Here is a 24,276-nt window from a genome sequence, read left to right on the forward strand (position 1 = left end):
GCGGCGCGCCTCGGCCCCCCCGTCTGTGCGGGGTCCCGCCGCTCCTGCTTGCGTGGTGCCGCGCGCCTCGGCCCCCGCCTCCGCTGCGCGCCTCGGCCCCCGCCTCCGCTGCGCGCCTCGGCCCCCGCCTCGCGCGGCCCCGCACCCCCCGCCTCCGCCGCGCCCCGCACCCCCCGCACCGCGCGGCCCCCGCCTCGCGCGGCCCCGCACCCGCCGCCTCGCGCCGCACCGCGCCGCCCCCCCACCGCACCACCGCCCCGGCCGGGGTGCGGTGGTGCCGGTCAGGCCAGCAGCATGCGCTTCAGTTCGCGGGCCGCGCGTGGGGGAGCCACGTCCGTGCGGTGGGCCAGGGCGATCGTGCGGCGCAGGGGGGAGCCCGCCAGGGGGATGGCGCGTAGGCCCGGGCCGCCGTGGGCTACGACCATCGCCGGGACCACGGCGATGCCCAGGCCGGCGCGGACGAAGCCGAGCACCGCGTCCATCTCGCCGCCCTCCACCGTGAACACCGGCTCGAAGCCCGCCGCCCGGCAGGCCGCCACCGTCAGGTCCCGCAGGTCGTAGCCGTGCCGGAACATCACCATCGGCTCGTCGCGCAGCGCGGAGATCGTCAGCGGCCCGCCGCCCGCCGGCGGCGGGAGCTCCGCCGAGGAGACCACCACCAGGTCCTCCGTCAGCAGCTCGACCGTGGTCAGCGCGGGCGCGGACGGCGGAAGCGGCAGCGCGATCAGGGCCAGGTCCAGGACCCCGCGCGCGAGTTCCCGTACGAGGTCCAGCGAACCGCTCTCCTCGATCAGCAGCTCGATGCCCGGATGCGCGCGGTGGAAGGCCCGCAGCACACCCGGCAGCAGACCCGTGCAGACACTCGGCGTGGCCCCCAGCCGGACCCGCCCGCGCCGCAGCTGCGCCAGCTCCTGCACCTCCAGCCGCGCCGTGTCCGCGTCCGCGAGGATCCGCCGGGCGAGCGGCAGCAGCGCCTCGCCAGCGTCGGTGAGCGCGATGTTGCCCCGCGCCCGGCTGAACAGCTCGGCCCCCAGTTCCCGTTCGAGCGCCTTGATCTGCTGCGACAGCGAGGGCTGCGCCACGTGCTCCCGCTCCGCGGCACGGGTGAAGTGCCGGGTTTCCGCGACTGCCACGAAGTACACGAGCTGCTGGAACTGCATCGCACCAGCGTAGCCCGTCCATAGACGGTTCCTATCGAGATCAGCTCCACCATGTCTTGGACCTTTCGGGACCTTCGTCCCTACCGTCGGTGTCATGGCTTTGGCAACGCGGACGGATCGACGGCCGTCCACCACGCGCACGCTCTGGGACTCCACCGTCGGCAAGAAGTCCGTGATGGCGGTCTCCGGGTTGATCATGCTCGGCTACCTCGTCGTCCACATGCTCGGCAACCTCAAGATCTTCTTCGGGGCGGACGAGTTCAACGGCTACGCCCACTGGCTGCGCACCCTCGGCTCCCCGTTCCTGCACCACGAGTGGGCCCTGTGGATCGTCCGCGTCGTGCTGGTCGCCGCCGTCGTCGCACACGCCGTCGCCGCGTACCAGCTCAGCCGCCGCGACATCAAGGCGCGCCCGGTCAAGTACGCCCACAAGCGCCGCCGCGCGAGCTATGCCACCCGCACCATGCGCTGGGGCGGGATCATCCTCGCCCTGTTCATCGTCTGGCACCTCCTCGACCTCACCACGCTCACCGTCAACGAGCGCGCCTGGGCGGGACACCCCTACGAGAACGTCCTGGCCACCTTCTCCACCTGGTACGGCAACACCGTCTACATCGTGGCGATGGCGGCTCTGGGCCTGCACGTCCGCCACGGATTCTGGAGCGCGGCGCAGACCCTCGGCGCGGGTAACGCCCGGCGCGACCGGACCCTGAAGTTCCTGGCCAACGCCCTGGCCCTCGTCCTCTTCGCGGGCTTCGTGTCCGTCCCCGTCGCCGTCATGACCGGAGTGGTGAGCTGACATGAGCACCCCTTACGCCGACTACACCACAGGCGAACCGATCGCCGACACCAAGGCCCCCGAGGGCCCGATCGCCGAACGCTGGGACCGCCGCCGCTTCGAGGCCAAGCTGGTCAACCCGGCCAACCGACGCAAGCACACCGTCATCGTCGTCGGCACCGGCCTGGCCGGCGGCGCGGCCGGCGCCACCCTCGCCGAACAGGGCTACCACGTCGTCCAGTTCTGCTTCTCGGACTCCCCGCGCCGCGCCCACTCCATCGCCGCCCAGGGCGGGATCAACGCCGCCAAGAACTACCGCAACGACGGCGACTCCGTACACCGCCTCTTCTACGACACCGTCAAGGGCGGCGACTTCCGCGCCCGCGAGTCCAACGTCCACCGCCTCGCCCAGATCTCCGTCGAGATCATCGACCAGTGCGTCGCCCAGGGCGTCCCCTTCGCCCGCGAGTACGGCGGCCTCCTCGACACCCGCTCCTTCGGCGGGGTCCAGGTCTCCCGCACCTTCTACGCCCGCGGCCAGACCGGCCAGCAGCTCCTCCTCGGCGCCTACCAGGCGCTGTCCCGGCAGATCGCCGCCGGGAACGTGGAGATGCACGCCCGCACCGAGATGCTCGACCTGATCACGGTGGGCGGAGTGGCCCGCGGCATCGTGGCCCGCGACCTGGTCACCGGCAGCATCGACACGTACTACGCCGACGCCGTGGTGCTGGCGAGCGGTGGCTACGGCAACGTCTTCTACCTCTCCACCAACGCCATGAACTCCAACGCGACCGCCGTCTGGCGGGCGCACCGGCGCGGAGCGTACTTCGCCAACCCCTGCTTCACCCAGATCCACCCCACCTGCATCCCGCGCACCGGCGACCACCAGTCCAAGCTCACCCTGATGAGCGAGTCCCTGCGCAACGACGGCCGCATCTGGGTCCCCAAGGCCAAGGGCGACACCCGCCCCGCCGCCGACATCCCCGAGGCGGAGCGCGACTACTACCTGGAGCGGATCTACCCCTCCTTCGGCAACCTCGTGCCCCGCGACATCGCCTCCCGCGCCGCCAAGAACGTCTGCGACGAGGGCCGCGGCGTCGGCCCCGGGGGCCAGGGCGTCTACCTCGACTTCGCCGACGCCATCCGCCGCATGGGCAAGGACGAGGTCGCCGAGAAGTACGGCAACCTCTTCGAGATGTACGAGCGGATCACCGCGGAGAACCCGTACGAGGTCCCCATGCGGATCTATCCCGCCGTGCACTACACGATGGGCGGACTGTGGGTCGACTACGACCTCCAGACCACCATCCCGGGCCTGTTCGCGATCGGTGAGGCCAACTTCTCCGACCACGGGGCCAACCGCCTCGGCGCCTCCGCCCTGATGCAGGGCCTCGGCGACGGCTACTTCGTGCTCCCCTCCACCATCAACGACTACCTCGCCCGCCACCCCCACCACGACGAGATCGACGACACGCACCCCGAGGCCGCGGCGGCCGTCCGGGAGACCCGCGACTGTCTGGCGCAGCTGCTCGCCGTCGACGGGGACCGCACCCCCGACTCCTTCCACCGCGAAATCGGTGAACTCATGTGGGAGTACTGCGGGATGGCCCGCACCGAGGAGGGCCTGCGCAAGGCCCTGGCCCGCATTCCGGAGATCCGCGAGGAGTTCTGGAAGCGGATCAAGGTTCCGGGCAGCGGCGCGGAGTTCAACCAGTCGCTGGAGAAGGCCAACCGCATCGTCGACTACCTGGAGCTGGCCGAGCTGATGTGCCTCGACGCCCTCCACCGCGCCGAGTCCTGCGGCGGCCACTTCCGCGAGGAGTCCCAGACCCCGGACGGCGAAGCCGCCCGCCGCGACGAGGAGTTCGGGTACGCGGCCGCCTGGCAGTACCAGGGCACCGGCATCGCGCCCGTCCTGCACAAGGAAGACCTCGTCTTCGAGTACGTCCACCCCACCCAGCGGAGCTACGCATGAAGCTCACCCTGCGCGTCTGGCGCCAGCGGAACCCCGAAACCCCCGGCGCGATGGCCTCGTACGAGGTCGACGGCATCTCGAAGGACATGTCCTTCCTGGAGATGCTCGACACCCTCAACGAGGACCTCATCCTGCGCGGTGAGGACCCCGTCGCCTTCGACCACGACTGCCGCGAGGGCATCTGCGGAGCCTGCAGCCTCGTCATCAACGGCGATGCCCACGGCCCGGAGCGGACAACCACCTGCCAGCTGCACATGCGCTCCTTCGCCGACGGCGACACCATCGACGTCGAACCCTGGCGGGCCTCGGCCTTCCCGGTGGTCAAGGACCTCGTCGTCGACCGGAGCGCCTTCGACCGGATCATCCAGGCCGGCGGCTACATCACCGCGCCGACCGGGTCCGCCCCCGAGGCGCACGCCACCGCCGTTCCCAAGCCGGACGCCGACCAGGCCTTCGAGCACGCCGAGTGCATCGGCTGCGGGGCGTGCGTGGCGGCCTGCCCCAACGGCTCCGCCATGCTGTTCACCTCCGCCAAGATCAACCACCTCAACGTGCTGCCGCAGGGCTCGCCCGAGCGCGAGACCCGGGTCCTCGACATGGTGGCCCAGATGGACGGCGAGGGCTTCGGCGGCTGCACCCTGACCGGCGAATGCGCCACGGCCTGCCCGAAGGGCATCCCGCTGCCGTCGATCGCCGCGATGAACAAGGAGTGGCTGCGGGCGGTCCGCAAGGGCTGAGCCCGGCACCGGCAAGGACTCGGCCCTTCAGCAGTACGGGCCGAGCCCGGCACCGGCAAGGGCCTGCCCCGCACCGGCAAGGGCTGAGCCCCGCACCGGTACGAGCGCCCGGGCGGCCCGGGTTTCCCCGGCCTGGGCCGATCGGCTGAGCGGATCCGCCGACCGGGCGCTCGTACGGGCCGCGCGCCGTGCCGCGCCCGGGCCGCGTCCGGCGGCCGGGCGACAGCGGCCCCGTGCCTGAAGCCCCCGCCGGGACCGGACCGCGCCGCCGTACCGTGCTGGCCGCCGCCCTCGCTCCCCTCGCGGCGGCCGGCTGCACCTCGCAGGAGCCCGCCGCGCCCGCCCGCTGCAAGCAGACCGTGGGCGCGCTGGCGCTCGCCCTGCACACCCCCGTCCGTGCCGAGTTCGCCCCCGGCGCCGAAGCGGCCCTGGCCCGCGCCGTCCTGGCCGCGCCGATGCCCGTGCTCGTCTGCTGGGAGCACACCGGGATGCCCCGCCTGATCCGCGCCCTCGGTGCCCATCAGGTCCTCGGCCTCCCCGCGGCGTGGCCCGACCGCTACGACCTCGTCTGGACGCTGACCCGCCGCCGGGGGCGCCGGAGCTTCCGCGAACTCCCGCAGCACCTGCTGCCCGGCGACGCCTGACCGGCCCGCCCGGCCCCGCGCTATCGCCCCGCCGTTCCGGAACCCAGCGCCCGCGCCAGGTACCCCGCCGTGACACTGCCCGGCGTGGCGGCCACCTGCGCCGGGGTGCCCGACGCGACGACCAGCCCGCCCGCCGAACCGCCGCCCGGGCCCAGGTCGATGACCCAGTCGGCGCCCGCCACCACGGCCATGTCGTGCTCCACGACCACCACCGAGTGCCCGGCGTCCACCAGCCCGTGCAACTGCCGCAGCAGCACCCGCACATCGGCCGGGTGCAACCCCGTCGTGGGCTCGTCCAGCAGGTACAGCGTGTGGTCGCGGCGCAGCCGCTGGAGCTCCGTCGCCAGCTTGATGCGCTGCGCCTCGCCGCCCGACAGCTCGGTCGCGGGCTGGCCCAGCCGCAGGTAGCCCAGCCCGATCTCCTCCAGTGCCCGCAGGCTCCGCGCCGCCGCCGGGACCTCCGCGAAGAAGCCCGCCGCCGCCTCCACCGTCAGACCGAGCACCTCCGCGATGTTCAGGCCCCCGTACCGCACCTCCAGCGTCTCGGCGTTGTAGCGGGCGCCCCGGCAGTCCGGGCAGGGGGCGTACGTGCTCGGCAGGAAGAGCAGCTCCACCGATACGAAGCCCTCGCCCTGGCAGGTCTCGCAGCGGCCGCCGGCCACGTTGAAGGAGAACCGGCCCGCCTTCCAGCCGCGCGCCCTCGACTCCGGCGCGGCGGTGAAGAGCCTGCGCACCACGTCGAACAGCCCCGTGTACGTGGCCAGGTTGGAGCGGGGGGTGCGGCCGATCGGCTTCTGGTCCACCTCCACGAGGCGGCGTACGGGAAACCGCGGATCGGCGAGCCGCCCGGCCACCTCCCCGGCGAGCGCCCGGCCGACCAGCGTGGACTTCCCCGACCCGGACACGCCGGTGACGGCCGTGAACACCCCGAGCGGGAACTCCGCGTCCACACCCCGCAGATTGTGCTGCCGCACACCGCTGAGCCGGATCACCCCGGCCGCCGCCCGCGCCGGACGGGCCTCGGCGGGCTCGTCCGTCCCGAACAGGGCCCGTGCGGTGGCCGATCCGGGCACCCCGGCCAGCGCGTCCGGGGGCCCGCTGTGCAGCACCTGCCCGCCGTGCTCCCCGGCCAGCGGGCCGACGTCCACCAGCCAGTCCGCGTGCCGCACCACATCCAGGTGATGTTCCACGACGAAGACCGTGTTCCCGGACTCCTTGAGCCGGTCCAGTACGCCGAGCAGGGCTTCGGTGTCGGCCGGGTGCAGCCCCGCGGACGGCTCGTCCAGTACGTAGACCACCCCGAACAGCCCCGACCGCAGCTGCGTCGCCAGCCGCAGCCGCTGCAACTCGCCGGCCGACAGGGTCGGCGCCGTCCGGTCCAGGCTCAGGTAGCCGAGCCCGAGCTCCACGACGGGCCCGATCCGGGAGCGCAGGTCCTCGGTGAGCACCCGGGCCGCCTCTCCGTCCAGCGGCGCGGAGGCCAGTACGCCGTCCAGGTCGGTCAGCGCCAGCCCCGCCAGCTCCGCGATCGTACGGCCCGCGAAGGTCACCGCCAAGGCCTCGGGCCGCAGCCGCCGGCCCTCGCACACGGGGCACGGGGAGTCCGCGAGGAACTTCTCGGCACGGGCCCGCAGGGTGGCGCTCCTGCTGTCGGAGAAGGTCCGCATCACATGGCGGTGGGCGCTCATGTACGTGCCCTGGTAGGGGCGTTGGATCCGGTCGGCGTCGCGCACCGGGTGCACGGTGACCACCGGCTGCTCCTCGGTGAACAGGATCCACTCCCGGTCCTCGGCCGGCAGTTCCCGCCAGGGCCGGTCCACGTCGTACCCGAGCGCCTCCAGGATGTCCCGCAGGTTCTTGCCCTGCCAGGCTCCCGGCCAGGCGGCGATGGCACCCTGACGGATCGACAGCTCGGTGTCGGGGACGAGGAGTTCCTCGCTGGTGCGGTGGATCCGGCCGAGCCCGTGACAGGAAGGGCAGGCGCCGGCGGCGGTGTTGGGGGAGAAGGCGTCGGAGTCCAGCCGCGGCGCATCCGGGGGGTAGCTTCCGGCCCGGGAGTACAGCATCCGCAGCGAGTTGGACAGCAGGGTCACCGTCCCGACCGAGGAGCGCGAGCCGGGCGAGGAACGCCGCTGCTCCAGTGAGACCGCGGGCGGCAGTCCGGTGACGGAGTCCACCTTCGGGGCGCCGATCTGGTGGATCAGCCGCCGGGCGTACGGGGCCACGGACTCGAAGTACCGGCGCTGGGCCTCGGCGTAGAGCGTGCCGAAGGCCAGTGAGCTCTTCCCGGAGCCGGAGACCCCGGTGAAAACGGTCAGCGCGTCGCGCGGGATGTCCACGTCGACCCCGCGCAGATTGTGCTCCCGGGCTCCCCGGACGCGTACGTAGGGGTCGCGGCCGGGGCTCAGGGTGCCGGGGGTGTGCGGGCCGGGGGCGTGCGGGTCTGCGGCGGGGGAGTGGTGCATTCGCCCCAGTTTAGTGGGGCCGCGTCCGGGACCCGCGGGCCCTGCCCGACTCCGCCCCGCTCACCGGCCGACGCATTCGCCCGGCCCGGCCCCGCTCACCGGCCGACGTATCCGCCCGGCCCGGCCCCGCTCACAGCCCCGCGAGCCGGGCCAGCCTGGTGAAGGAGTCCAGCAGCGCCGTCCGGTCGTAGGTGGAGGTCGTGACCAGCAGCTCGTCCGCCTCCATGGCCTCGGAGACCTCGGCCAGCTCCGCCGCGACCTGCTCCTCGGTGCCGTGGATGTGCCCGCTCAGCGCGCCCGCGTACAGCTCGCGCTCCTTCGGGGTCATCTCCAGCCCCGCGACCTCCTCGGCGGGCCGCAGCGCCGGGAAGCTGCCCCGGGTGCGGGAGTACGCCAGGGCCCACGCCTCCGGGACCAGGATCCGCCGGGCCGCCTCCGCGGTCCCGGCGACCGCCACCGTCCCCGAGATCACCACGTACGGCTCCGAGCTCCAGGCGGACGGCCGGAACTCCTTGCGGTACCTCTCCACCACCTCGGCGACCTTGCCGCGGGCCCGCAGGTCCCCGACCACCATGGGCAGCCCGGCGCGCGCCGCGATCCCCGCGCCCTCGCCCGTGGCCAGCACGTACGGCGGGATCGCCAGCCCCTCCGCCGGGCGTGCGTGCACCTCGGGGTGGGCCTGCTGGGTGCCGTCGAGCCAGCCCAGCAGCTCGGTCAGCTGCTCCTCGAACCGGTCGGCGTCCTCGGTGTCCCGGCCCAGGGCGCGGCGGATGCCGTTGGTGAAGCCGACCGAGCGGCCGAGGCCCATGTCGATCCGGCCGGGGAACAGCGCCTCCAGGACCCCGAACTGCTCGGCGACCACCAGCGGCTGGTGGTTGGGCAGCATCACCCCGCCCGTGCCGACCCGGATCCGTCGCGTGGAGGCGGCGACCGCGGCGGCCAGCACGGTGGGCGCGGAGCCCGCGACCCCGGGCACGCTGTGGTGCTCGGACACCCAGAAGCGGTGGTAGCCGAGCTCCTCCGCGGCCCGCGCGAGCTCCACGGTGTCGCGCAGCGCCTGCGGGGCGGTGTGGCCCTGGCGGGTCCGGGACCGGTCGAGTATCGAGATTTTTCGGATCACACTGCTCTCAACGCCCCGGGGCGTCGGGGATTCCCCGGGGCGGCGCGGTCGCGGCCGGAACTCCACCGTGTTTCGAGCAACCCCGGGTCCGGGCGCCGGTGGCCGGCCGTGCGGCGGACCCTAGTCTGGCCGTATGACGCGTGAGACCGACACCCGCCGCCCGCTGGCCGTCTTCGACCTCGACAACACCCTGGCCGACACCGGCCACCGCCAGCACTTCCTGGAGCGCCGGCCCCGCGACTGGGCGGGCTTCTTCGGCGCGGCCCCGGCCGATCCGCCGCTCGCGCGGGGCGTGGCGCTGGCCGTGGAGAGCGCGGCCGACTGCGAGGTGGTGTACCTGACCGGGCGCCCGGAGCGGTGCCGGGAGGACACCGTCGAGTGGCTCGCCCGGCACGGGCTGCCCGAGGGGCGCCTGTGGATGCGCGGCAACCAGGACCGCCGCCCGGCCCGGACGACCAAACTGGAGGTGCTGGGGCGGATCGCCCGGGGCCGGGACGTACGGATGCTCGTGGACGACGACGAACTGGTCTGCCAGGCCGCCCGGGCGGCCGGCTTCCGTGTGGTGCTCGCGAACTGGGCGGCGGAGGCGCCGGAACTCAGGTCCGCCCAGGAGGGTGAGGGCCGCACCTGAGCGGTGGGATCCCGCGAGCGCCCGGTTGCCCGTCGGCCGTTGCCCCGGCCCTCGCTCCGGTTCCGGTTCCGCGCCCGCGTCCGCGCCCGAGCCCGCGTCCTCGCCCCGGTCCGCGCCTCAGTCCTCGCCGTCGAGGCGGAATCCCACCTTGAGGCCGACCTGGTAGTGCGCGATCTCGCCGTCCTTGATGTGTCCGCGCATCTGGGTGACCTCGAACCAGTCGAGGTTGTGGACGGTCTGGGCCGCGCGGGCGATCCCGTTCCGGATGGCTTGATCGATGCCCTCGTGGGAGGTGCCGACGATCTCGGTCACCCGGTAGGTGTGGTTGGACATGGGGTCTCCCGACAGTGGTCGCTTTTGCCTTGTTCCACGGTGCCCCAGTAAGTCCGCCTCCGCGAACTTTGGGTGAACAGTCCCGAGCGGAAGACCCTTGACCAGCCTATTGGTCTATGCCAATTTCAAGCCATCTGAGATCCATCCCCAGAAGGTGACCCTCGTGAAGATGCGCTTCCTCGCCGTGTGCACCGCCCTCGCGGCCACGGCCGCCCTCACCGGCTGCAGCCAGTTGGCCGGATCGGCCGGCGGGTCCGAAAAGGTGACGCTCTGGCTGATGAAGGGAAGCGCCTCGGAGGACTTCATCGCGAAGTTCACCGCCGATTTCGAGAAGGAGCACCCCGGGACCGACCTGCGGGTCGAGATCCAGGAGTGGACGGGCATCGGCGACAAGGTCAACGCCATCCTCAAGGGCACGAGCAAGGGGAGCGCCGACGTCATCGAGGTCGGCAACACCCAGGTCGCCCAGTACGTGGAGACCGGAGGCCTCTCCGAACTGACCCTGGAGGGCCTGCGCGAGTGGGACAGCAAGGACTGGCTCAAGGGCCTGTCCGAGCCGGGAAGCGTCAACGGGGCCCAGTACGGAGTCCCGTGGTACGCCGCCAACCGGGTGGTCATCTACAACAAGGAGCTCTTCGCGAACGCCGGGCTCAAGACCGTGCCGAAGAACCGGCAGGACTGGATCCAGGCCACCCAGAAGCTCGACAAGGGCGACCAGCAGGGCATCTACCTGCCGGGCCAGAACTGGTACGTCCTCTCCGGGTTCATCTGGGACGAGGGCGGCGAACTGGCCGTGCAGACCAACGGCGAGTGGGCCGGCGCCCTCGACGACGAGAAGGCCGTGAACGCCATGGAGTTCTACAAGCAGCTCCAGGCACTCGGCGACGGCCCCAAGGGCGCCGACGAGGAGACGCCGCCGCAGTCCGAGGTCTTCGCCCGCGGCCAGGTCGCCCAGATCATCGGGCCGCCCAGCCAGGCCGCGGCGATCGAGGCGGCCAACCCCGCGCTCAAGGGCAAGCTCGGCTTCTTCCCGATCCCCGGCAAGACCTCCGAGAAGCCGGGCGCCGTCTTCACCGGCGGCTCCGACCTGATCATCCCGGCGAAGACCGGGCAGCGGCGCAACGCCGTCGACCTGATCACGGCGCTCGTCAGCGAGAAGTGGCAGACCGAACTCGCCACCACCATGAGCTACGTCCCCAACAAGACCACCCTCGCGCACGTGGTCGAGGGCAACGAGGGCGCGGCCACGATGGCCTCGGGAGCCGCCCAGGGCCGGGCCACCCCGCAGTCCGCGCGCTGGGCCGAGGTCGAGGCCGAGAACCCGATCAAGCCGTACATGACGGCCGCCCTCACCGGCCAGGACCCCAAGCAGGCGGCGAGGACGGCCTCGGACGCCATCAGCCGGATACTCGGCTCCGACCACTGACGCCGGGCGTCCCGGGGGCGTGCCGGGGGGCGTCCCGAGCGGCGGCGCAGGACCGCGACCACCGAGTTCAGCGTTCGCACATCCGGCGGCCGCTGAGCGGTCATGTCGAATCCAGCCGGTCACGGAAGAAGTAAAGGAGCCAGGCCACCAACCTGCCGGCCTGGCTCTCCGTGTCCGGATCAGGAGCAGCCATGACCATCGCCCCCCTGTCCCCGTCCCCCCTCGCAGCCCCCGCCCCCGCCCCTGCCCCTGCCACCGCTGCCGCGGCAGCCCCGACCGCTCCCGCCCCCACCGCTCCCGCCACCCCGCGGTACGCCGTCCGGCTCGCCCGCGACGAGGCCGAGGTGCGCGCCGCCCAGCGGCTGCGCCACCAGGTCTTCGCCGGCGAGCTCGGCGCCCGCCTGGAGGGCCCCGAGCCGGGCCTGGACTGCGACGCCTTCGACGCGTACTGCGACCACCTCCTCGTCGTCGATGAGGAGACCGAGCAGGTCGTCGGCACCTACCGGCTGCTGCCGCCGGAGCGCGCCGCCGTCGCGGGCCGCCTCTACTCCGAAGGCGAATTCGACATCGCCGCCCTCGACCCCATCCGCCCCGACCTGGTCGAGGTCGGCCGCTCCTGCGTGCACCCCGACCACCGCAACGGCGCCGTCATCGCCCTGATCTGGGCCGGCCTCGCCCGCTACATGGACCGCTCGGGCCACAACTGGCTGGCAGGCTGCTGCTCGATACCGCTCTCCGACGGCGGGGTGCTGGCCGCCGCCACCCGGGAGACCGTCCTGCACCGCAACCTCGCCCCCGAGGAGTACCGCGTCACCCCGCACCTCCCCTGGAGCCCCGAGGGCATCACCGTCCCCGGCCGGATGGAGCTGCCCCCGCTGCTGCGCGGCTACCTGCGCCTGGGCGCCTGGGTCTGCGGGGAGCCCGCGCTCGACGCGGAGTTCGGCTGCGCGGACCTGTACGTGCTGCTCTCCCTGCGCCGGACCAACCCGCGCTACCTGAACCACTTCCTCTCGCTCGCCCCGGGCGCATGAGCGTCTGGCTGCCCACCGCGCCCTGCACCCCCGGGGACTGCGCCGCCCACGAGGGGCCGGCGGCGGGAGTCCCGCGGGCGGTGCTCCGGCTCGGCGGCGCCCTGGCCCTGGTCCTGCTCGCCGTCCTGACCGCCGCGCCCGTCCGGCTGCTCCCGGTCCGCTCCCGGCACGCCCTGGTGCGCGGCTGGGCGGCCGCACTGGTGAGGGCGCTGGGGATACGGATCACCGTGCACGGCAACCCCGGCCCGGACGGCGGCCGGCTGATCGTCGCCAACCACATCTCCTGGCTGGACGTCCCGCTCGTGGCCGCCGCCCTGCCCTGCCGGATGCTGGCCAAGAGCGAGATCGGCGCCTGGCCCGTGCTCGGCCGGCTCGCCGCCCGGGCCGGGACCCTGTTCATCGAACGGGACCGGATCAGGGCGCTGCCGGACACGGTCGAGACCGTCACCCGGGCCCTGCTGGCCGGCGACCGGGTGACCGTCTTCCCCGAGGGCTCCACCTGGTGCGGGCGCGCCCAGGGACCCTTCCGGCGGGCCGCGTTCCAGTCGGCGCTGGACGCGCGGGTACCCGTACAGCCCGTGCGGCTCGCGTACCGGCTGGGCGGTCCCGGGCCTGCCGGGGAACTCGCCGGGGCGCCCGCGTTCGTCGGGGACGATCCGCTGACCGCCTCGCTGTGGCGGATCGCCCGGGCCCGCGGGGTGCGGGCGGAGGTGTGGCTGCTGCCGCGGATCCCGCCGGGCCGGCACAAGGACCGGCGGGACCTCGCGGCCGCGGCTCAGGCCGCCGTCCGCGCGGGAACGGAGCAGACCGGGAAGCCGCTGCTGCCGGGCATCCCCGCTCAGCCCGCCCGGCCGTCCGCCACCGACAAGGACAGCGCGAAGCGGCCCGCCGCGTCCGTCCACCACTGGGTCAGCTCAAGCCCGGCCGCCGCCAGTTCCTTGCGTACGCCCTCCTGACGGAACTTCGCGGAGATCTCCGTCAGGATCTCCTCGCCCGCCGCGAACGGCACCACCAGATCCAGGGCCCGGATCTTCACCACCGCATCCGACCGGGCCCGCAGCCGCATCTCGATCCACTCGTGCTCCCTGTTCCACACCGCCACGTGCGCGAAGTCGGCGGTGTGGAAGTCCGCACCCAACTCCCGGTCGATCACGGCCAGTACGTTCTTGTTGAACTCCGCCGTCACCCCCTGGGCGTCGTCGTACGCCGCCACCAGCACGGCCTCGTCCTTCACCAGGTCCGTACCGATCAGCAGCGCGTCGCCCGGCGAGAGCATCGCCCGTACGGAAGCCAGGAACGCGGCCCGCTGCGGCGGCAGCAGGTTCCCGATCGTGCCGCCCAGGAACACCACCAGTCGCGGGCCCGGCGACTCGGGCAGCCGCAGCGGCTGCGTGAAGTCGGCCAGCAGCGCGTGCACCTTCAGCCCCGGATGCTCCGCCAGCAGGGTCTCGGCCGCCCCCTTCAGGGCGCTCTCGCTGACGTCCACCGGGATGTACGTCTCCAGCGCGGGCATCGCCTCGATCAGGTGCCGGGTCTTCTCCGAGGAACCGGAACCCAGCTCCACCAGGGTGCGGGCGCCGCTCTCCGTCGCGATCTCCCGGGCCCGCTCCAGCAGGATCTCCCGCTCGGCGCGCGTCGGGTAGTACTCCGGCAGCCGGGTGATCTCCTCGAAGAGTTCACTGCCCCGCGCGTCGTAGAACCACTTGGGCGGCAGCTCCTTGGGCGAGCCGGTCAGCCCGTTCAGCACATCCGTGCGCAGCGCCTTCTCCGCCGCGTGTTCGTCGAGTGTCCGGGTCAGCTGGAAGTCACTCACTGCGCTTCTCCTCATCGAGCGGTGCCTCCTTGAGCGGGGTCAGTTCGACCCGTGCGCGGGTGGCGGTCAGCAGGGTCCGGTCGGGTACCTCGCACCAGCGGGGGTCGTCGTCGTACGGCTCGGACGCCACGGCCGTGCGCCCGGCCCGGGGATCCGCCAGGAACCAGAGGGAATCGCCCCAGGCGGTCGCCGCGATCCGGTGGCCGTCGGTCAGCAGCAGGTTCAGCCGGGACGCCGGCGAGGCCGAGGCCAGCTCCCGCACCGGTTCGGCGAGAGCCGTGCCGAGGTCGTCCCCGGCCCGCAGCCGGTGCAGGACCAGCGCCCAGATCAGCGCGGAGTCCGTGCGCGCGGCCAGCTGAAGCAGCTCCTGCGCGGGCAGCGCGGCGGCGGCCGCCGCCGCCGAGTCGGGCCAGTCGCGCACCGCGCCGTTGTGGCTGAACAGCCACGGCCCGGCCGAGAACGGAGCGGCCGCCGCCTCCCCGTCGGCCCCGGCCAGCGTGGCGTCCCGTACGGCGGCCAGCAGGGCCCCGCTGCGCACCACACGGGCGAGGTCGGCGAAGGTGAGGTCGCCCCACACCGGCCCGGCCCGCCGGTACCGGGCCGGCACCGGATCGCCCGGCGCGTACCAGCCGACGCCGAAGCCGTCGGCGTTGACCGTGCCGTAGCGCTGCCGGCGCGGCTCCCAGGACTGCCGAACGAGGGAGTGCTCCGGCTCGCTCAGTACCCGGCCCAGGTTCACCACCGGCCCGAGGTAGGCGAGATGACGGCACATCAGGCGTCGTCCCGGGCGGTGCGGAAGCCGGAGAAGATCTGCCGCCGCACGGGCAGGTCCCAGTTGCGGAAGGTGCCCCGGCAGGCCACCGCGTCCACGGCGAAGGAGCCGCCCCGCAGCACCTTGTGCTCCGGGCCGAAGAACACCTCCGAGTACTCGCGGTACGGGAACGCGCGGAACCCCGGGTACGGCAGGAAGTCCGAAGCCGTCCACTCCCACACGTCGCCGATCAGCTGGCGCACCCCGAGCGGCGAGGCTCCGGCCGGATAGCTGCCCGCCGGAGCCGGGCGCAGGTGCCGCTGGCCCAGATTGGCGTGCGCCGGTGTCGGGTCGGCGTCGCCCCACGGGTAGCGGGTGGACCGGCCCGTGGCCGGGTCGTACCGCGCGGCCTTCTCCCATTCGGCCTCGGTCGGCAGCCGGCGCCCGGCCCAGCGGGCGTACGCGTCCGCCTCGTACCAGCTGACGTGCAGCACCGGCTCCTCGTCCGGCACCGGCTCGACGACCCCGAAACGGCGGCGCAGCCAGACGTCGCCCTCCCGGTGCCAGAACAGCGGGGCCTCGATCCCGTGCCCGCGCACCTGCTCCCAGCCCGCGGCGGCCCACCAGCGGGGTTCGCGGTAGCCGCCGTCCGCCATGAACGCCCGGAACGCGGCGTTGGTCACCGGCACCGTGTCGATCCAGAACGGGGCGGCGTCCCGGGTGTGCGCGGGCCGCTCGTTGTCCAGCGACCAGGGCTCCGCCGAGGTGCCCATCGTGAACGGCCCGCCGGGGACCAGGACTTCGGCCGCCGCCGGGGGCGGGCCCAGCGGGGGATCCGGATCCGGGGCGGTCAGCACGGCGGCGCCCTGCCTGAGCTGATGGGTGATCAGCATCGTCTCGTCGTGCTGCTGTTCGTGCTGGGCGATCATCCCGAACGCGAAGCCGCCGTCCAGCAGCGCGGTGCCTTCCAGCGGGGTGTGCTCCAGCAGGTCGAGGACCCGTCCGCGCACCTCGGCCGAGTACCGGCGGGCCTCCTCGGGCGCCAGCAGCGGCAGCTTCGGCCGCTCGGAGCGGGGGTGCTCGAAGGCGTCGTACAGGGGGTCGATCTCCGGCCGCATCGACTCGCGGCCGGCGACGTTGCGCAGCAGCCAGAGCTCCTCCATGTTCCCGATGTGCGCCAGGTCCCAGACCAGCGGGGACATCAGGGGGGAGTGCTGCGCGGTCAGGTCGGGGTCGGACACCGGGTCGGTGAGCCCGGCGGTGCGGGCGCGGGCGGCGGTCAGCGCCTCGGCGGCCCGCTCGCGGAGTATGTCGGGGTGGGATTCGGTGGTCACGGGCGCGCTTCCTTCCCGGCGGGCTGCCGCTGATCCTCTTCGTCGTCGGCCGGGCAGCGCCCGCGCAGTACGTAACGCTCGGTGAAGGCGCCGACCGCGTCCCGCACGGATGCGCCCGCCCCGAGCCGGGGCAGCGCCTCGCCCGCCGCGAGGAAGCAGGCCGTCGCCGCCGCACGCAGGTCGGGGTCGGCCAGCCCCGCCCGGGCGGCGGTACGCCACAGCGGGTTGCGCGGGGCGCGCTGGGACCCGTACCCGTCGGCCAGGGCCTTCGTCACCCGGTACGCGGTCTCGGCGGCCTCGGGGTCGTCGAACAGCGCGTGCACCACCGCGACGGGGACCAGCCAGCCGTCCTCGCCGGGCTGCGCGTCGATCATCCGCAACTCCAGGTGCCCGCGCGGCCGGACCGGCGGGAACAGCGTGGTCAGGTGGTAGTCCAGGTCCTCGGCGGTGGGCGGCCGGGGACCGGCGCCGGTCTTGATCCAGTCGCGGAAGGTCAGCCCGCGCGGCACCTCCCAGGGCGCACCGCGGCCCGTGTCGGCGCAGGACCGTACGCACATCACCTCGGTGTCCAGCGCGTGCCGGGCCCATGCTCCGCGCGGCTCGGCGTCCAGCGCCGGGGCCAGCGCGCGCCGGGTGTCGATGTCGCTCCAGATTCCCTGCCGGGCACACCGCCAGCCCGCGTACGGACCCTCGCGCGCGGGGGAGTTGGCGAACGCGGCCACCAGCACCGCGCCCAGCAGGTGCGCGAGCCGCCAGCGGCGGCCGTGCCCGAGCGGGCCCGGCTCCTCCTGCCCGGCGTCCACGCAGACCTGCACGGAGGCGGAGGAGCACATCATGGCCCGCCCGGCCGGGCCGGTGCGGTCGAAGTAGGTCTCCATCGCCCGGTAGCGCGGGCTGTCCAGCAGCCGGCGCAGGGGGCGCCGGGGGTCCTGGCCGAGGCCGCGCAGGACCAGCCCGCGCTCGCGCAGGACGGCCCGTACGGCGGTGAGGTCGGCCTGGAGGCTGTCCACGCACCCGGTGAGGGAGTCGGCGGGTGCCGAGCTGAGCTCCAGCTGGCCGCCGGGTTCGACGGTGAACCCGGAGTTCAGGGGCAGGGCGCGGGCCGCGTCGTGCGCGGCGGCCAGTCGCTCGGGCGGCAGCGCCAGAGAGGGCCGCTCGGTGTCCAGGACCAGCCATTCGAGCTCGGCGCCGAGGAGCCGGGGCGGGCCGGTCTTGAAACAGATGCCGTGGATCAGGTCCTCGGCGGCAACCTCGGTCAGGGGGGAGTGCGGGGGATGGTGGGCAGGCGGAGCGGGTGCGTCCTGGCGCATGACCGGAACCTCATCTCCTGTCGTCGGCCGTTCCTGTCGGCGGCCGTGATCTCACCGGTGCCTACCCGCACCCGGGAATTCCATTGCCGTTCTTCGGGCATACGTCCGAGGATGGTCGGCGTGAGCAGCAGATTGCGGGAAATCGCGCGGGAGAACGCGTTGATCGTGGCGGCCGGTGGGTACCGGACGCGGTCGGGGCGGCAGGTCTCCCTCGCCGCCGCCCTGGCGGAGGCCAAGGCAGGAACCAGGATATATGGGCCGAACCGGGTCATTCCAGACGGAGCGCCCGTGTCGGGGGACGGCGGGACGGTCTTCGAGGTCACCGGGGAGAGCAGCACCGTCGCCGCCCGCAGACTCGCCGAGGGCACCCCGCAGGACCCCCGCGTCGCCGTCCTGAACTACGCCTCGGCCCGCAATCCCGGGGGCGGGTACGTGCGCGGGGCCAAGGCCCAGGAGGAGGCGCTGTGCCGCGCCTCGGCGCTGTACGAGACCCTGCTGGAGGCCCCGGAGTACTACGAGACCCACCGCGCGGGAAAGAGCACCTTCTACACCGACCGGGTGATTCACTCGCCCGGGGTCCCCGTTTTCCGCGACGACCGCGGCGAACTGCTGGAGACCCCCTTCCGGGCCGGGTTCCTCACCTCCCCGGCCCCGAACGCGGGCACCATCCGCCGCCAGGAGCCGGAGCGCGCCCACGAGATCCCGGCCGCCGTCGCCCGGCGGGCCGAGCTGGTCCTGGAGGTGGCGGCGCTGCACCGGTACCGGCGGCTGGTGCTGGGCGCGTGGGGGTGCGGGGTTTTCATGAACGACCCGGCGGTGGTGGCGGAAGCCTTCCGGGGGCTGCTGACCGGACGGTTCGCGGGAGTCTTCGAGCGGGTCGTGTTCGGGATCCTGGACCGCGACCCGGGGACCCGGGAGGCCTTCGAGAGGGCCTTCGGCGCCTGAACCGGGCCCGCGGTGGTGAGCTGCGCCTCTGAGGGCCCCGCGGGCCGGACGAGGCCCTCCTCGCCGCCGGCTACTGCCAGCCGTACCGCTCGCGCAGCCGGTCCACCACCAGCCGGAACCGCCCCCGGTCCAGCGCGCACGCCTCGCGCCGCATGCCCGACTCGTGCACCCGCAGCACCCGGTCCACATCGACCCAGGACTCGCGCCCCGCGCCGTCCCACGGCCCGGTCCCGATCGGCACCCACTCGTGGTCGTGGTCGTGCCGCTTGCTGGACAGCTGTACGGCGAGCAGCGTGCGCCCGCCGGGCTCCCGGGCGACCACCAGCACGGGCCGGTCCTTGCCGCGCCCGTCGTTCTCCTCGAAGGGGACCCAGGTCCAGACGATCTCCCCGGGGTCGGGGTCCCCGTCGGGATCGGGGGCGTACTCGGTGCGCACCGGTCCGATGGAGCGCGGATCGGCCTCGGTGGTCGCGGTGTCGCCGTCGCGGCCGGGCTGCTCGATGTGCCCGTTGCCGTGGTTGCCCTGGTGGGAAAGTGCCGTCATTCGGGCGAGGGTACTGGGTCCGGGGCCGGCCGGCGGTCCACCTCACGGCCCGTGCCGTGGGCTGCCCGGCGTTCCATCTCGCGGCCGTGCCGTGGGCTGCGCGCCGGTCCACCGCGCGGCCCGTGCCGCCGACCCCGCTGAACCGGCCGTCCGACGGCCCTGGGCCGCAGAGACGGCCCAAGCCGCAAGAGACGCCCTAAGCCGCCGACCCGCCCGGCCACTTCGCGGCCCAGCCCTCCGCCGCCTCCAGCTGGGCCGCCAGGGAAAGCAACAGGGGCTCCGCGTGGGCGGGGCCCAGGAGCTGGGCGCCGAGGGGGAGTCCGCCGGGGGTGAAGCCCGCGGGGATGCTGACGCCCGGCCAGCCGAGGACGTTCCACGTCCACGCGTACGGGCACGCCGCTATCATCGCCCGGTCCGTGGCCAGGGCCCCCAGCCCGGCCAGGGCGCCGATGCGCAGCGGCGGGGTGGCCGTCGTGGGGGTGAGGACCACGTCGAAGCGGTCGAAGACCTCCCCGACCCGGCGTTGCAGGGCGGCCTCCGCCCGGCGCGAGACGCGCAGCGCCACACCGCCCAGCAGCCGGCCCGTCCGTACCGCCCCGTGCGTACGCGGGTCCAGCAGCGAGGGGTCCGGGACGCGGGCGGCCAGCTCCCGTACGCCGCCGGTCGCCCGGGGCGCGAAGGTCAGGCCGATCAGGCCGTAGCGCGGGTCCTGCGGCACCACCTCGTGTCCCAGTGACTCCAGCCGCCCGGCCAGCCGCTCTACCGCCGAACGCACCACCGGGTCAAGGGACTTGGGCGACGCGGTGAAGGCCATCCCGAAGGACAGCGCGATGCGCAGGCGGCGCGGTGCGCGCCGGGCCGCGTCGAGGGCCGAGATGCGCGCCGGACGGTGCAGGTCCCCCGGGTCCGGGCCGCTCGCCGCGTCCAGCAGGAGAGCCGCGTCGGCGACGGTACGGGCCAGCACGCCGTTGACCGTGAGCCCGTTGAAGGACTCGGGCTCCGGCCAGGTGGAGATGCGCCCGCGCTGGGGTTTCACCCCCACCAGGTGGGTCCAGGCCGCGGGGATGCGTACGGAGCCCGCACCGTCGGACCCGAGCGCCGCGGGGACCAGCCCCGCGGCCACGGCGGCGGCCGAGCCGCCCGAGGAACCGCCGGGCGTGTAGGCGGGGTTCCACGGATTGCGGGTCTCCCCGAAGGCGGGCCCCTCGGTGAAGGGCCACTGGCCCAGCTCCGGGGTCTGCGTCTTGCCCACGATGACCGCGCCGGCCGTGCGGAGCCTGCGTACGGCCTCGCTGTCGACGGTCTTCGGCGGGAAGGCCCCCGCGCTGCCGAAGGCGGTCGGCTCGCCGGCCACGTCCATGTCGTCCTTGACCGCCAGCGGCACGCCCAGCAGCGGCAGCCGCTCACCGGCGGCCAGCCGGCGGTCGGCGGCGTCCGCCTCCGCGAGCGCGGCTTCGGCGCGGACGATGCGGAAGGCGTTGAGCGAGGGCTGTGAGGCCGCGATGCGCGCCAGGGCCTCCTCGGTCAACCGGCGTGCGGAAACGCTGCCTTCGGCGAGAGCGGTCGCCATCTCCAGCAGCCCCGCGGACACCTGCGCCCGGGCCCGCACCTGCGCCGACGCGGCCGAGCCGGTCGAATCCACCGATGAAGCCGACATCGGACCTCCCCCTTACCGATCGGTAGCACCGACGGTAACGGGGAGCGATGGAGGGTCGCTAGACCCAGCCTTCCAGGGAGCTCATGAACCCCTCGAAATCGTCCCGGTGAATGGTGTGCCCGGCGCCCGCCACCGAACGGACCTCGAAACCACGCCCCTTGAGCACCGCCGCCCGCTCCGCCGAGATCAGGAAGCTCGGGTCGGCGAGCTGCACCAGGGACGGAACCACCGGCGCGGCCGGCAGCAGGTCCGCGCCGGACAACGGGGCCAGGCACAGCGCCGTCGCCTCGTCCCACACGGCCAGGGTCGCCAGTTCGGTGTCGACGTCGACCGCCTCCCACCGCGGGTTCATGGACTGCACCCGTTCCCTGGACGCCGTCGCCTTGAACTGCGCGAACATCTCGGGGGCGAACCCTTCCCGGGCGTCGAGGTGCCAGGCCGGGTCGGAGAAGACCGCCCGCTGCGGCTTCAGCCGGTCCACGGCGAGGGAGAGGGTCAGGCCGCCGAGGGAGTGGCCGATGGCGAGTTCCGCGCCGGCCGGGAGGGTCTCGACGACGTCGTCGGCGAAGATCTCCGGGCTGTACTCGCCCCGGCCGCTGGCCCCGTGGCCCCTCAGGTCCACGGCGATGACGCGGTAGCCGCGGTCGGCGAGGGCGGGGCCGACCCGGCGCCACGTGCGGTGGTCGGCCATGATGCCGTGGATCAGGAGGGCGATGCGGTCGCCCTCGCCCCAGGTCTGGGTGTGGAGCTGCACGATGGTGCCTTTCTCGGTGCTGTGAGGTGTGGTGGTTCGAAGGGTCAGGTCCCGGGCGCAAACGGGCACGTGGGGCGTACGCCGTCCTCAGCGCACGCTGCGGATCGGCTTCACCGCGAGGGCGCCCGCCACCGCCAGGAACGCGGCGACGATGAACAGCGCCGTGTAGCCCCCGCTCGCCGACACGATCAGCGAGGCGATGAAGGGTGCGATGATCTGCGGTCCCGCGTTCGCGATGTTGAGCACGCCCATGTCCCGCGCCGCGTCCTCGGCCTTGGGGAGCACCATGGTGACGAGCGCGGTGTCCACGGCCATGTAGCAGCCGAAGGCGAGCCCGTTGACCACGGAGAAGGCCAGCATCGCCGTCCAGCTGGTCGACAGGGCCGGGATCACGAGGGCGATCGCCGACAGCAGGGCGGAGGCGCCGACGAACGCCTTGCGGCGGTCGAACCGGTCGGAGAGCCAGCCGCCGAGCACCGTGGAGACGACCATGGCCACGCTGGTCAGCGGCATCAGCACCGCCACCGCCGCCTCCGGCTTCATCCCCTCGGGCAGCACGGTGTGGTCCTGGAGGATGTACAGCTGGTAGCCGCTCACCGCGAAGTAGCCGAGGACGAGCAGGGCCCGCCCGATGAACGCCCAGCGGAAGTCGTGGTCCCCGAGCGCGCTCGTGAAGGCGGCGAGCTGGGCCTTCACCGGCAGTTGGGCGCGGGCCGGCAGCCGCTCCTCCCGGGTGCAGGAGGTGAACAGCAGGGCGGCGCCCGCGACGATCGCGCCGAACACGAGGTACCCGGTGCGGTAGTTCTCGGAGAAGGCGGCGCCGAGCAGGGCGCCGAGGGCGGAGCCGAAGGGCAGGCCGAGGCCGACGGCCGCCGACGCCTTGCCGCGGGCGGTCACGGGGACCCGGTCGGGCACCACGGAGGTGATCGCGGCCTGGTAGACGTTCATCACGGCCTGGCCGAGGCACCAGGCGATCGTGATCAGCAGGATCGTGTCCGCGAACCCGAGCAGGAACATGGCCGGGACCGCGGCGAGCCCGCCGCCGAGGATCCACGGATTGCGCCGTCCGCTGCGGTCGGACAGGGCGCCGGCGACCGGGTTGAAGATCGTGGCGAAGATCGCCGAGACCCCTGCGATCAGGCCGAAGTTGGAGACCTTGTTCGCCGGATCGATGTGCTCGACCTGAAGTGCGAGCAGGATGCCGGCGACGCCGATGTAGAGGGAGTACATGGCGGTGTTGCCGACGAGCAGCAGCGCGAGCAGTCCGCGTCCGGGGCCGGAGCCCGCGGACTTCGCGGAGGCGTCGTCGGGGGTGGCGGCGGCGGTGGCGGTGCCGGGGGAGGAAAGGGCCACGGTGCCCTCCTGGGCAGGGTCTTCATGCGGGTTGACGGGGAGGGAGGGGTGCGCGCCGCCCTGTCGCGACGGCGGGGGTGCGACGGAACACGACAGGGCGACGGCACGGCTGGTCACGCCCGACGACATGACCGTCGAACGGGCTGTGAAGCTGGGTTACACGTGTCAATGAAACGTGTAACCACTGTGTAGCATTCGTTTCCGGCCATCCGCTAGCCCCCGGGCGCAACCGGTCTGGAAAGATGCCACGGCAATGTCTCAGTCATCGAACCCAGCGAAGTCGCCGCAGGCGCCGAACCCCGCGCCCGCGGCCGCCTCGCCCGCCGCGCCACCCCCCGCACCCGTACCGGCATCCACCCCCGTGCCCGTACCGGTACCCGTGCCGACCAGCGCCGACGTCGCCCGCCTCGCGGGCGTCTCGCGCGCGACGGTCTCGTACGTGCTGAACAACGCGGAGGCCGTACGCATCAGCGAGCCCACCCGGCGCAAGGTCCGCGAGGCCGCCGAGGAGCTCGGGTACGTCCCGCACGCCGCGGCCCGCAGCCTGCGCGCCGGACACACCCGGATCGTCCTGCTGCCCACCTCCCACGTTCCGGTCGGCCCGCTCTACAGCGCCTTCCTCAACGAGCTCCAGTGGGCCCTGCGCCGCCTCGACTACACGGTCGTCCAGTACGGCAGTCTCGGCCTCAGCGGCGACGAGGCCGCCCGCGCCTGGGCCGAGCTGCGCCCGGTCGCGGTGATCTCGCTCGGGGAGATCACCCTGTCGGCGCGCAACGTCGCCACCCTCAAGCGGGCCGGCGCCCGCGCGGTGATAACCCTGGGCCCGGTCGGCGTGCCGGGTGCGCACGCGCTCGTCATGGACCAGGCGGAGGTCGGCGCCCGCGCCGCCGCCCACCTCGTCGAGCGGGGGCGGCCCCGCATCGGCGTGATCGTTCCCGAGGAGGCGGGGCTGGAGCTGTTCTCCGCACCCCGGCTGGCAGGGGCCCGCTCGGTGCCCGGCGCCGAGGTGGAGGCGCTGCCGATGGCCTACACCGAGGAGTCGGCCGCGGCGCTCGCGGCCCGCTGGGGCACGCTCGGGCTGGACGCGGCCTTCGCGTACAACGACGAGTACGCGATGCTGCTCATGCGCGCCTTCCAGGACGCCGGCCTGCGCGTCCCCGAGGACGTGGCCGTCATGGGGGCCGACGACCTGCTGATCGGCCGGCTGCTGCGGCCGCGGCTGAGCACGGTGGCGATCGAGCTGCCGACGGGGGACCACCTGGCCTCGCTGGTGGACGCGGCGGTGCGGCAGCCGGCCGAGGTCTGCGAGCGGCGCGACCTGATGGCGGCCGTGGCCGTCCACCGCGAGTCCACCTGACGGCGGCGGCCCCCCGGGGGCCGGGGTGGTCCCCGCGCCGGTGCGCCGGACGGCCCGGGCGCACCGGATCCGGACCGGCCGCCCCCGCGATGCCCCGCGGGCCGTTGACAGGCGGTGATCGCCGGACGGAGACTGCGGGCGCGCCCCACCGGGCGCGC

At 73.8% G+C, this 24,276-nt stretch carries 22 protein-coding genes; 10 read left to right on the forward strand and 12 right to left on the reverse strand.

Annotation, left to right across the window (positions count from 1 at the left end):
* Positions 1-281: 281 nt before the first annotated feature.
* Complete coding sequence (locus ACZ4TG_RS16845) at positions 282-1,160, reverse strand: LysR family transcriptional regulator (RefSeq protein WP_468163238.1); 879 nt, start codon at positions 1,158-1,160, stop codon at positions 282-284.
* A 94-nt stretch (positions 1,161-1,254) separates the two neighbouring features.
* On the opposite strand from ACZ4TG_RS16845, the gene ACZ4TG_RS16850 reads away from it, so the two are divergent.
* From ACZ4TG_RS16850 to ACZ4TG_RS16865, 4 genes are all read left to right on the forward strand, one after another.
* Positions 1,255-1,959, forward strand: coding sequence for a succinate dehydrogenase (locus ACZ4TG_RS16850; protein WP_468163240.1), 705 nt, complete (start codon positions 1,255-1,257; stop codon positions 1,957-1,959).
* Position 1,960: 1 nt separating this feature from the next.
* Complete coding sequence (locus ACZ4TG_RS16855) at positions 1,961-3,913, forward strand: fumarate reductase/succinate dehydrogenase flavoprotein subunit (RefSeq protein WP_468163242.1); 1,953 nt, start codon at positions 1,961-1,963, stop codon at positions 3,911-3,913.
* Positions 3,910-4,650, forward strand: coding sequence for a succinate dehydrogenase/fumarate reductase iron-sulfur subunit (locus ACZ4TG_RS16860; RefSeq protein ID WP_468163244.1), 741 nt, complete (start codon positions 3,910-3,912; stop codon positions 4,648-4,650). Before ACZ4TG_RS16855 ends, ACZ4TG_RS16860 begins: the two co-directional genes overlap by 4 nt.
* Before the next feature lie 233 nt (positions 4,651-4,883).
* Positions 4,884-5,294 (forward strand): hypothetical protein, encoded by a 411-nt coding sequence (locus ACZ4TG_RS16865; protein WP_468163246.1) that lies wholly within the window; start codon positions 4,884-4,886, stop codon positions 5,292-5,294.
* 20 nt (positions 5,295-5,314) lie between these two features.
* Here ACZ4TG_RS16865 and ACZ4TG_RS16870 read toward each other — a convergent pair whose 3' ends face one another.
* Both ACZ4TG_RS16870 and ACZ4TG_RS16875 read right to left on the reverse strand, forming a co-directional pair.
* On the reverse strand, positions 5,315-7,759 hold the full coding sequence (locus ACZ4TG_RS16870; protein WP_468163249.1) for an excinuclease ABC subunit UvrA: 2,445 nt from the start codon (positions 7,757-7,759) through the stop codon (positions 5,315-5,317).
* Positions 7,760-7,889: 130 nt separating this feature from the next.
* Positions 7,890-8,879, reverse strand: coding sequence for an LLM class flavin-dependent oxidoreductase (locus ACZ4TG_RS16875; protein ID WP_468163251.1), 990 nt, complete (start codon positions 8,877-8,879; stop codon positions 7,890-7,892).
* Between the two features lie 133 nt (positions 8,880-9,012).
* Here ACZ4TG_RS16875 and ACZ4TG_RS16880 point away from each other — a divergent pair, with 133 nt between their 5' ends.
* Complete coding sequence (locus tag ACZ4TG_RS16880; RefSeq protein ID WP_468163253.1) at positions 9,013-9,510, forward strand: phosphatase domain-containing protein; 498 nt, start codon at positions 9,013-9,015, stop codon at positions 9,508-9,510.
* A gap of 117 nt (positions 9,511-9,627) precedes the next feature.
* Here ACZ4TG_RS16880 and ACZ4TG_RS16885 read toward each other — a convergent pair whose 3' ends face one another.
* A complete protein-coding gene (locus ACZ4TG_RS16885; protein WP_468163255.1) occupies positions 9,628-9,843 on the reverse strand; it encodes a dodecin in 216 nt (71 codons plus the stop codon).
* A gap of 163 nt (positions 9,844-10,006) precedes the next feature.
* Between ACZ4TG_RS16885 and ACZ4TG_RS16890 the strand changes: the two genes are divergently transcribed.
* From ACZ4TG_RS16890 to ACZ4TG_RS16900, 3 genes are all read left to right on the forward strand, one after another.
* Positions 10,007-11,269, forward strand: a complete 1,263-nt coding sequence (locus ACZ4TG_RS16890) for an extracellular solute-binding protein (protein ID WP_468163257.1) — start codon at positions 10,007-10,009, stop codon at positions 11,267-11,269.
* Positions 11,270-11,460: 191 nt separating this feature from the next.
* Positions 11,461-12,300, forward strand: coding sequence for a GNAT family N-acetyltransferase (locus ACZ4TG_RS16895; protein WP_468163259.1), 840 nt, complete (start codon positions 11,461-11,463; stop codon positions 12,298-12,300).
* Positions 12,297-13,256 carry a lysophospholipid acyltransferase family protein gene (locus ACZ4TG_RS16900; protein ID WP_468163261.1) on the forward strand — a complete coding sequence of 320 codons (960 nt, stop codon included), beginning with the start codon at positions 12,297-12,299 and terminating at the stop codon, positions 13,254-13,256. Before ACZ4TG_RS16895 ends, ACZ4TG_RS16900 begins: the two co-directional genes overlap by 4 nt.
* Here ACZ4TG_RS16900 and egtD read toward each other — a convergent pair.
* From egtD to egtA, 4 genes are read right to left on the reverse strand one after another with little or no spacing between them, the layout of a single operon-like run.
* Positions 13,139-14,113 (reverse strand): L-histidine N(alpha)-methyltransferase, encoded by a 975-nt coding sequence (gene egtD, locus ACZ4TG_RS16905; RefSeq protein ID WP_468163263.1) that lies wholly within the window; start codon positions 14,111-14,113, stop codon positions 13,139-13,141. The two genes, ACZ4TG_RS16900 and egtD, sit on opposite strands and share 118 nt — an antisense overlap.
* Positions 14,106-14,885 carry an ergothioneine biosynthesis protein EgtC gene (gene egtC, locus ACZ4TG_RS16910; RefSeq protein WP_468163265.1) on the reverse strand — a complete coding sequence of 260 codons (780 nt, stop codon included), beginning with the start codon at positions 14,883-14,885 and terminating at the stop codon, positions 14,106-14,108. Before egtC ends, egtD begins: the two co-directional genes overlap by 8 nt.
* Positions 14,885-16,198, reverse strand: a complete 1,314-nt coding sequence (gene egtB / locus ACZ4TG_RS16915) for an ergothioneine biosynthesis protein EgtB (RefSeq protein ID WP_468163267.1) — start codon at positions 16,196-16,198, stop codon at positions 14,885-14,887. Before egtB ends, egtC begins: the two co-directional genes overlap by 1 nt.
* Positions 16,195-17,508 (reverse strand): ergothioneine biosynthesis glutamate--cysteine ligase EgtA, encoded by a 1,314-nt coding sequence (gene egtA / locus ACZ4TG_RS16920; RefSeq protein ID WP_468163269.1) that lies wholly within the window; start codon positions 17,506-17,508, stop codon positions 16,195-16,197. The genes egtB and egtA overlap by 4 nt, the downstream gene beginning before the upstream one ends.
* A 120-nt stretch (positions 17,509-17,628) precedes the next feature.
* Here egtA and ACZ4TG_RS16925 point away from each other — a divergent pair, with 120 nt between their 5' ends.
* Positions 17,629-18,453 carry a TIGR02452 family protein gene (locus ACZ4TG_RS16925; protein WP_468163271.1) on the forward strand — a complete coding sequence of 275 codons (825 nt, stop codon included), beginning with the start codon at positions 17,629-17,631 and terminating at the stop codon, positions 18,451-18,453.
* A gap of 70 nt (positions 18,454-18,523) precedes the next feature.
* On the opposite strand, the gene ACZ4TG_RS16930 is transcribed toward ACZ4TG_RS16925, so the two are convergent.
* From ACZ4TG_RS16930 to ACZ4TG_RS16945, 4 genes are all read right to left on the reverse strand, one after another.
* The gene (locus ACZ4TG_RS16930; RefSeq protein ID WP_468163273.1) at positions 18,524-18,997 is read right to left on the reverse strand and encodes a type II toxin-antitoxin system PemK/MazF family toxin; all 474 of its coding nucleotides are present in this window, start codon (positions 18,995-18,997) and stop codon (positions 18,524-18,526) included.
* Between the two features lie 196 nt (positions 18,998-19,193).
* Positions 19,194-20,654: an amidase gene (locus ACZ4TG_RS16935; RefSeq protein WP_468163276.1), complete on the reverse strand. Its 1,461-nt coding sequence runs from the start codon at positions 20,652-20,654 to the stop codon at positions 19,194-19,196.
* Positions 20,655-20,712: 58 nt separating this feature from the next.
* Entirely contained in the window at positions 20,713-21,408 is a 696-nt protein-coding gene (locus ACZ4TG_RS16940; protein WP_468163278.1) for an alpha/beta fold hydrolase, read from the reverse strand.
* A gap of 87 nt (positions 21,409-21,495) precedes the next feature.
* Complete coding sequence (locus ACZ4TG_RS16945) at positions 21,496-22,761, reverse strand: MFS transporter (protein WP_468163280.1); 1,266 nt, start codon at positions 22,759-22,761, stop codon at positions 21,496-21,498.
* A gap of 253 nt (positions 22,762-23,014) precedes the next feature.
* Between ACZ4TG_RS16945 and ACZ4TG_RS16950 the strand changes: the two genes are divergently transcribed.
* The gene (locus ACZ4TG_RS16950) at positions 23,015-24,118 is read left to right on the forward strand and encodes a LacI family DNA-binding transcriptional regulator (RefSeq protein ID WP_468163282.1); all 1,104 of its coding nucleotides are present in this window, start codon (positions 23,015-23,017) and stop codon (positions 24,116-24,118) included.
* Positions 24,119-24,276 lie beyond the last annotated feature (158 nt).

Source organism: Streptomyces sp. NPDC028314 (assembly GCF_055565795.1).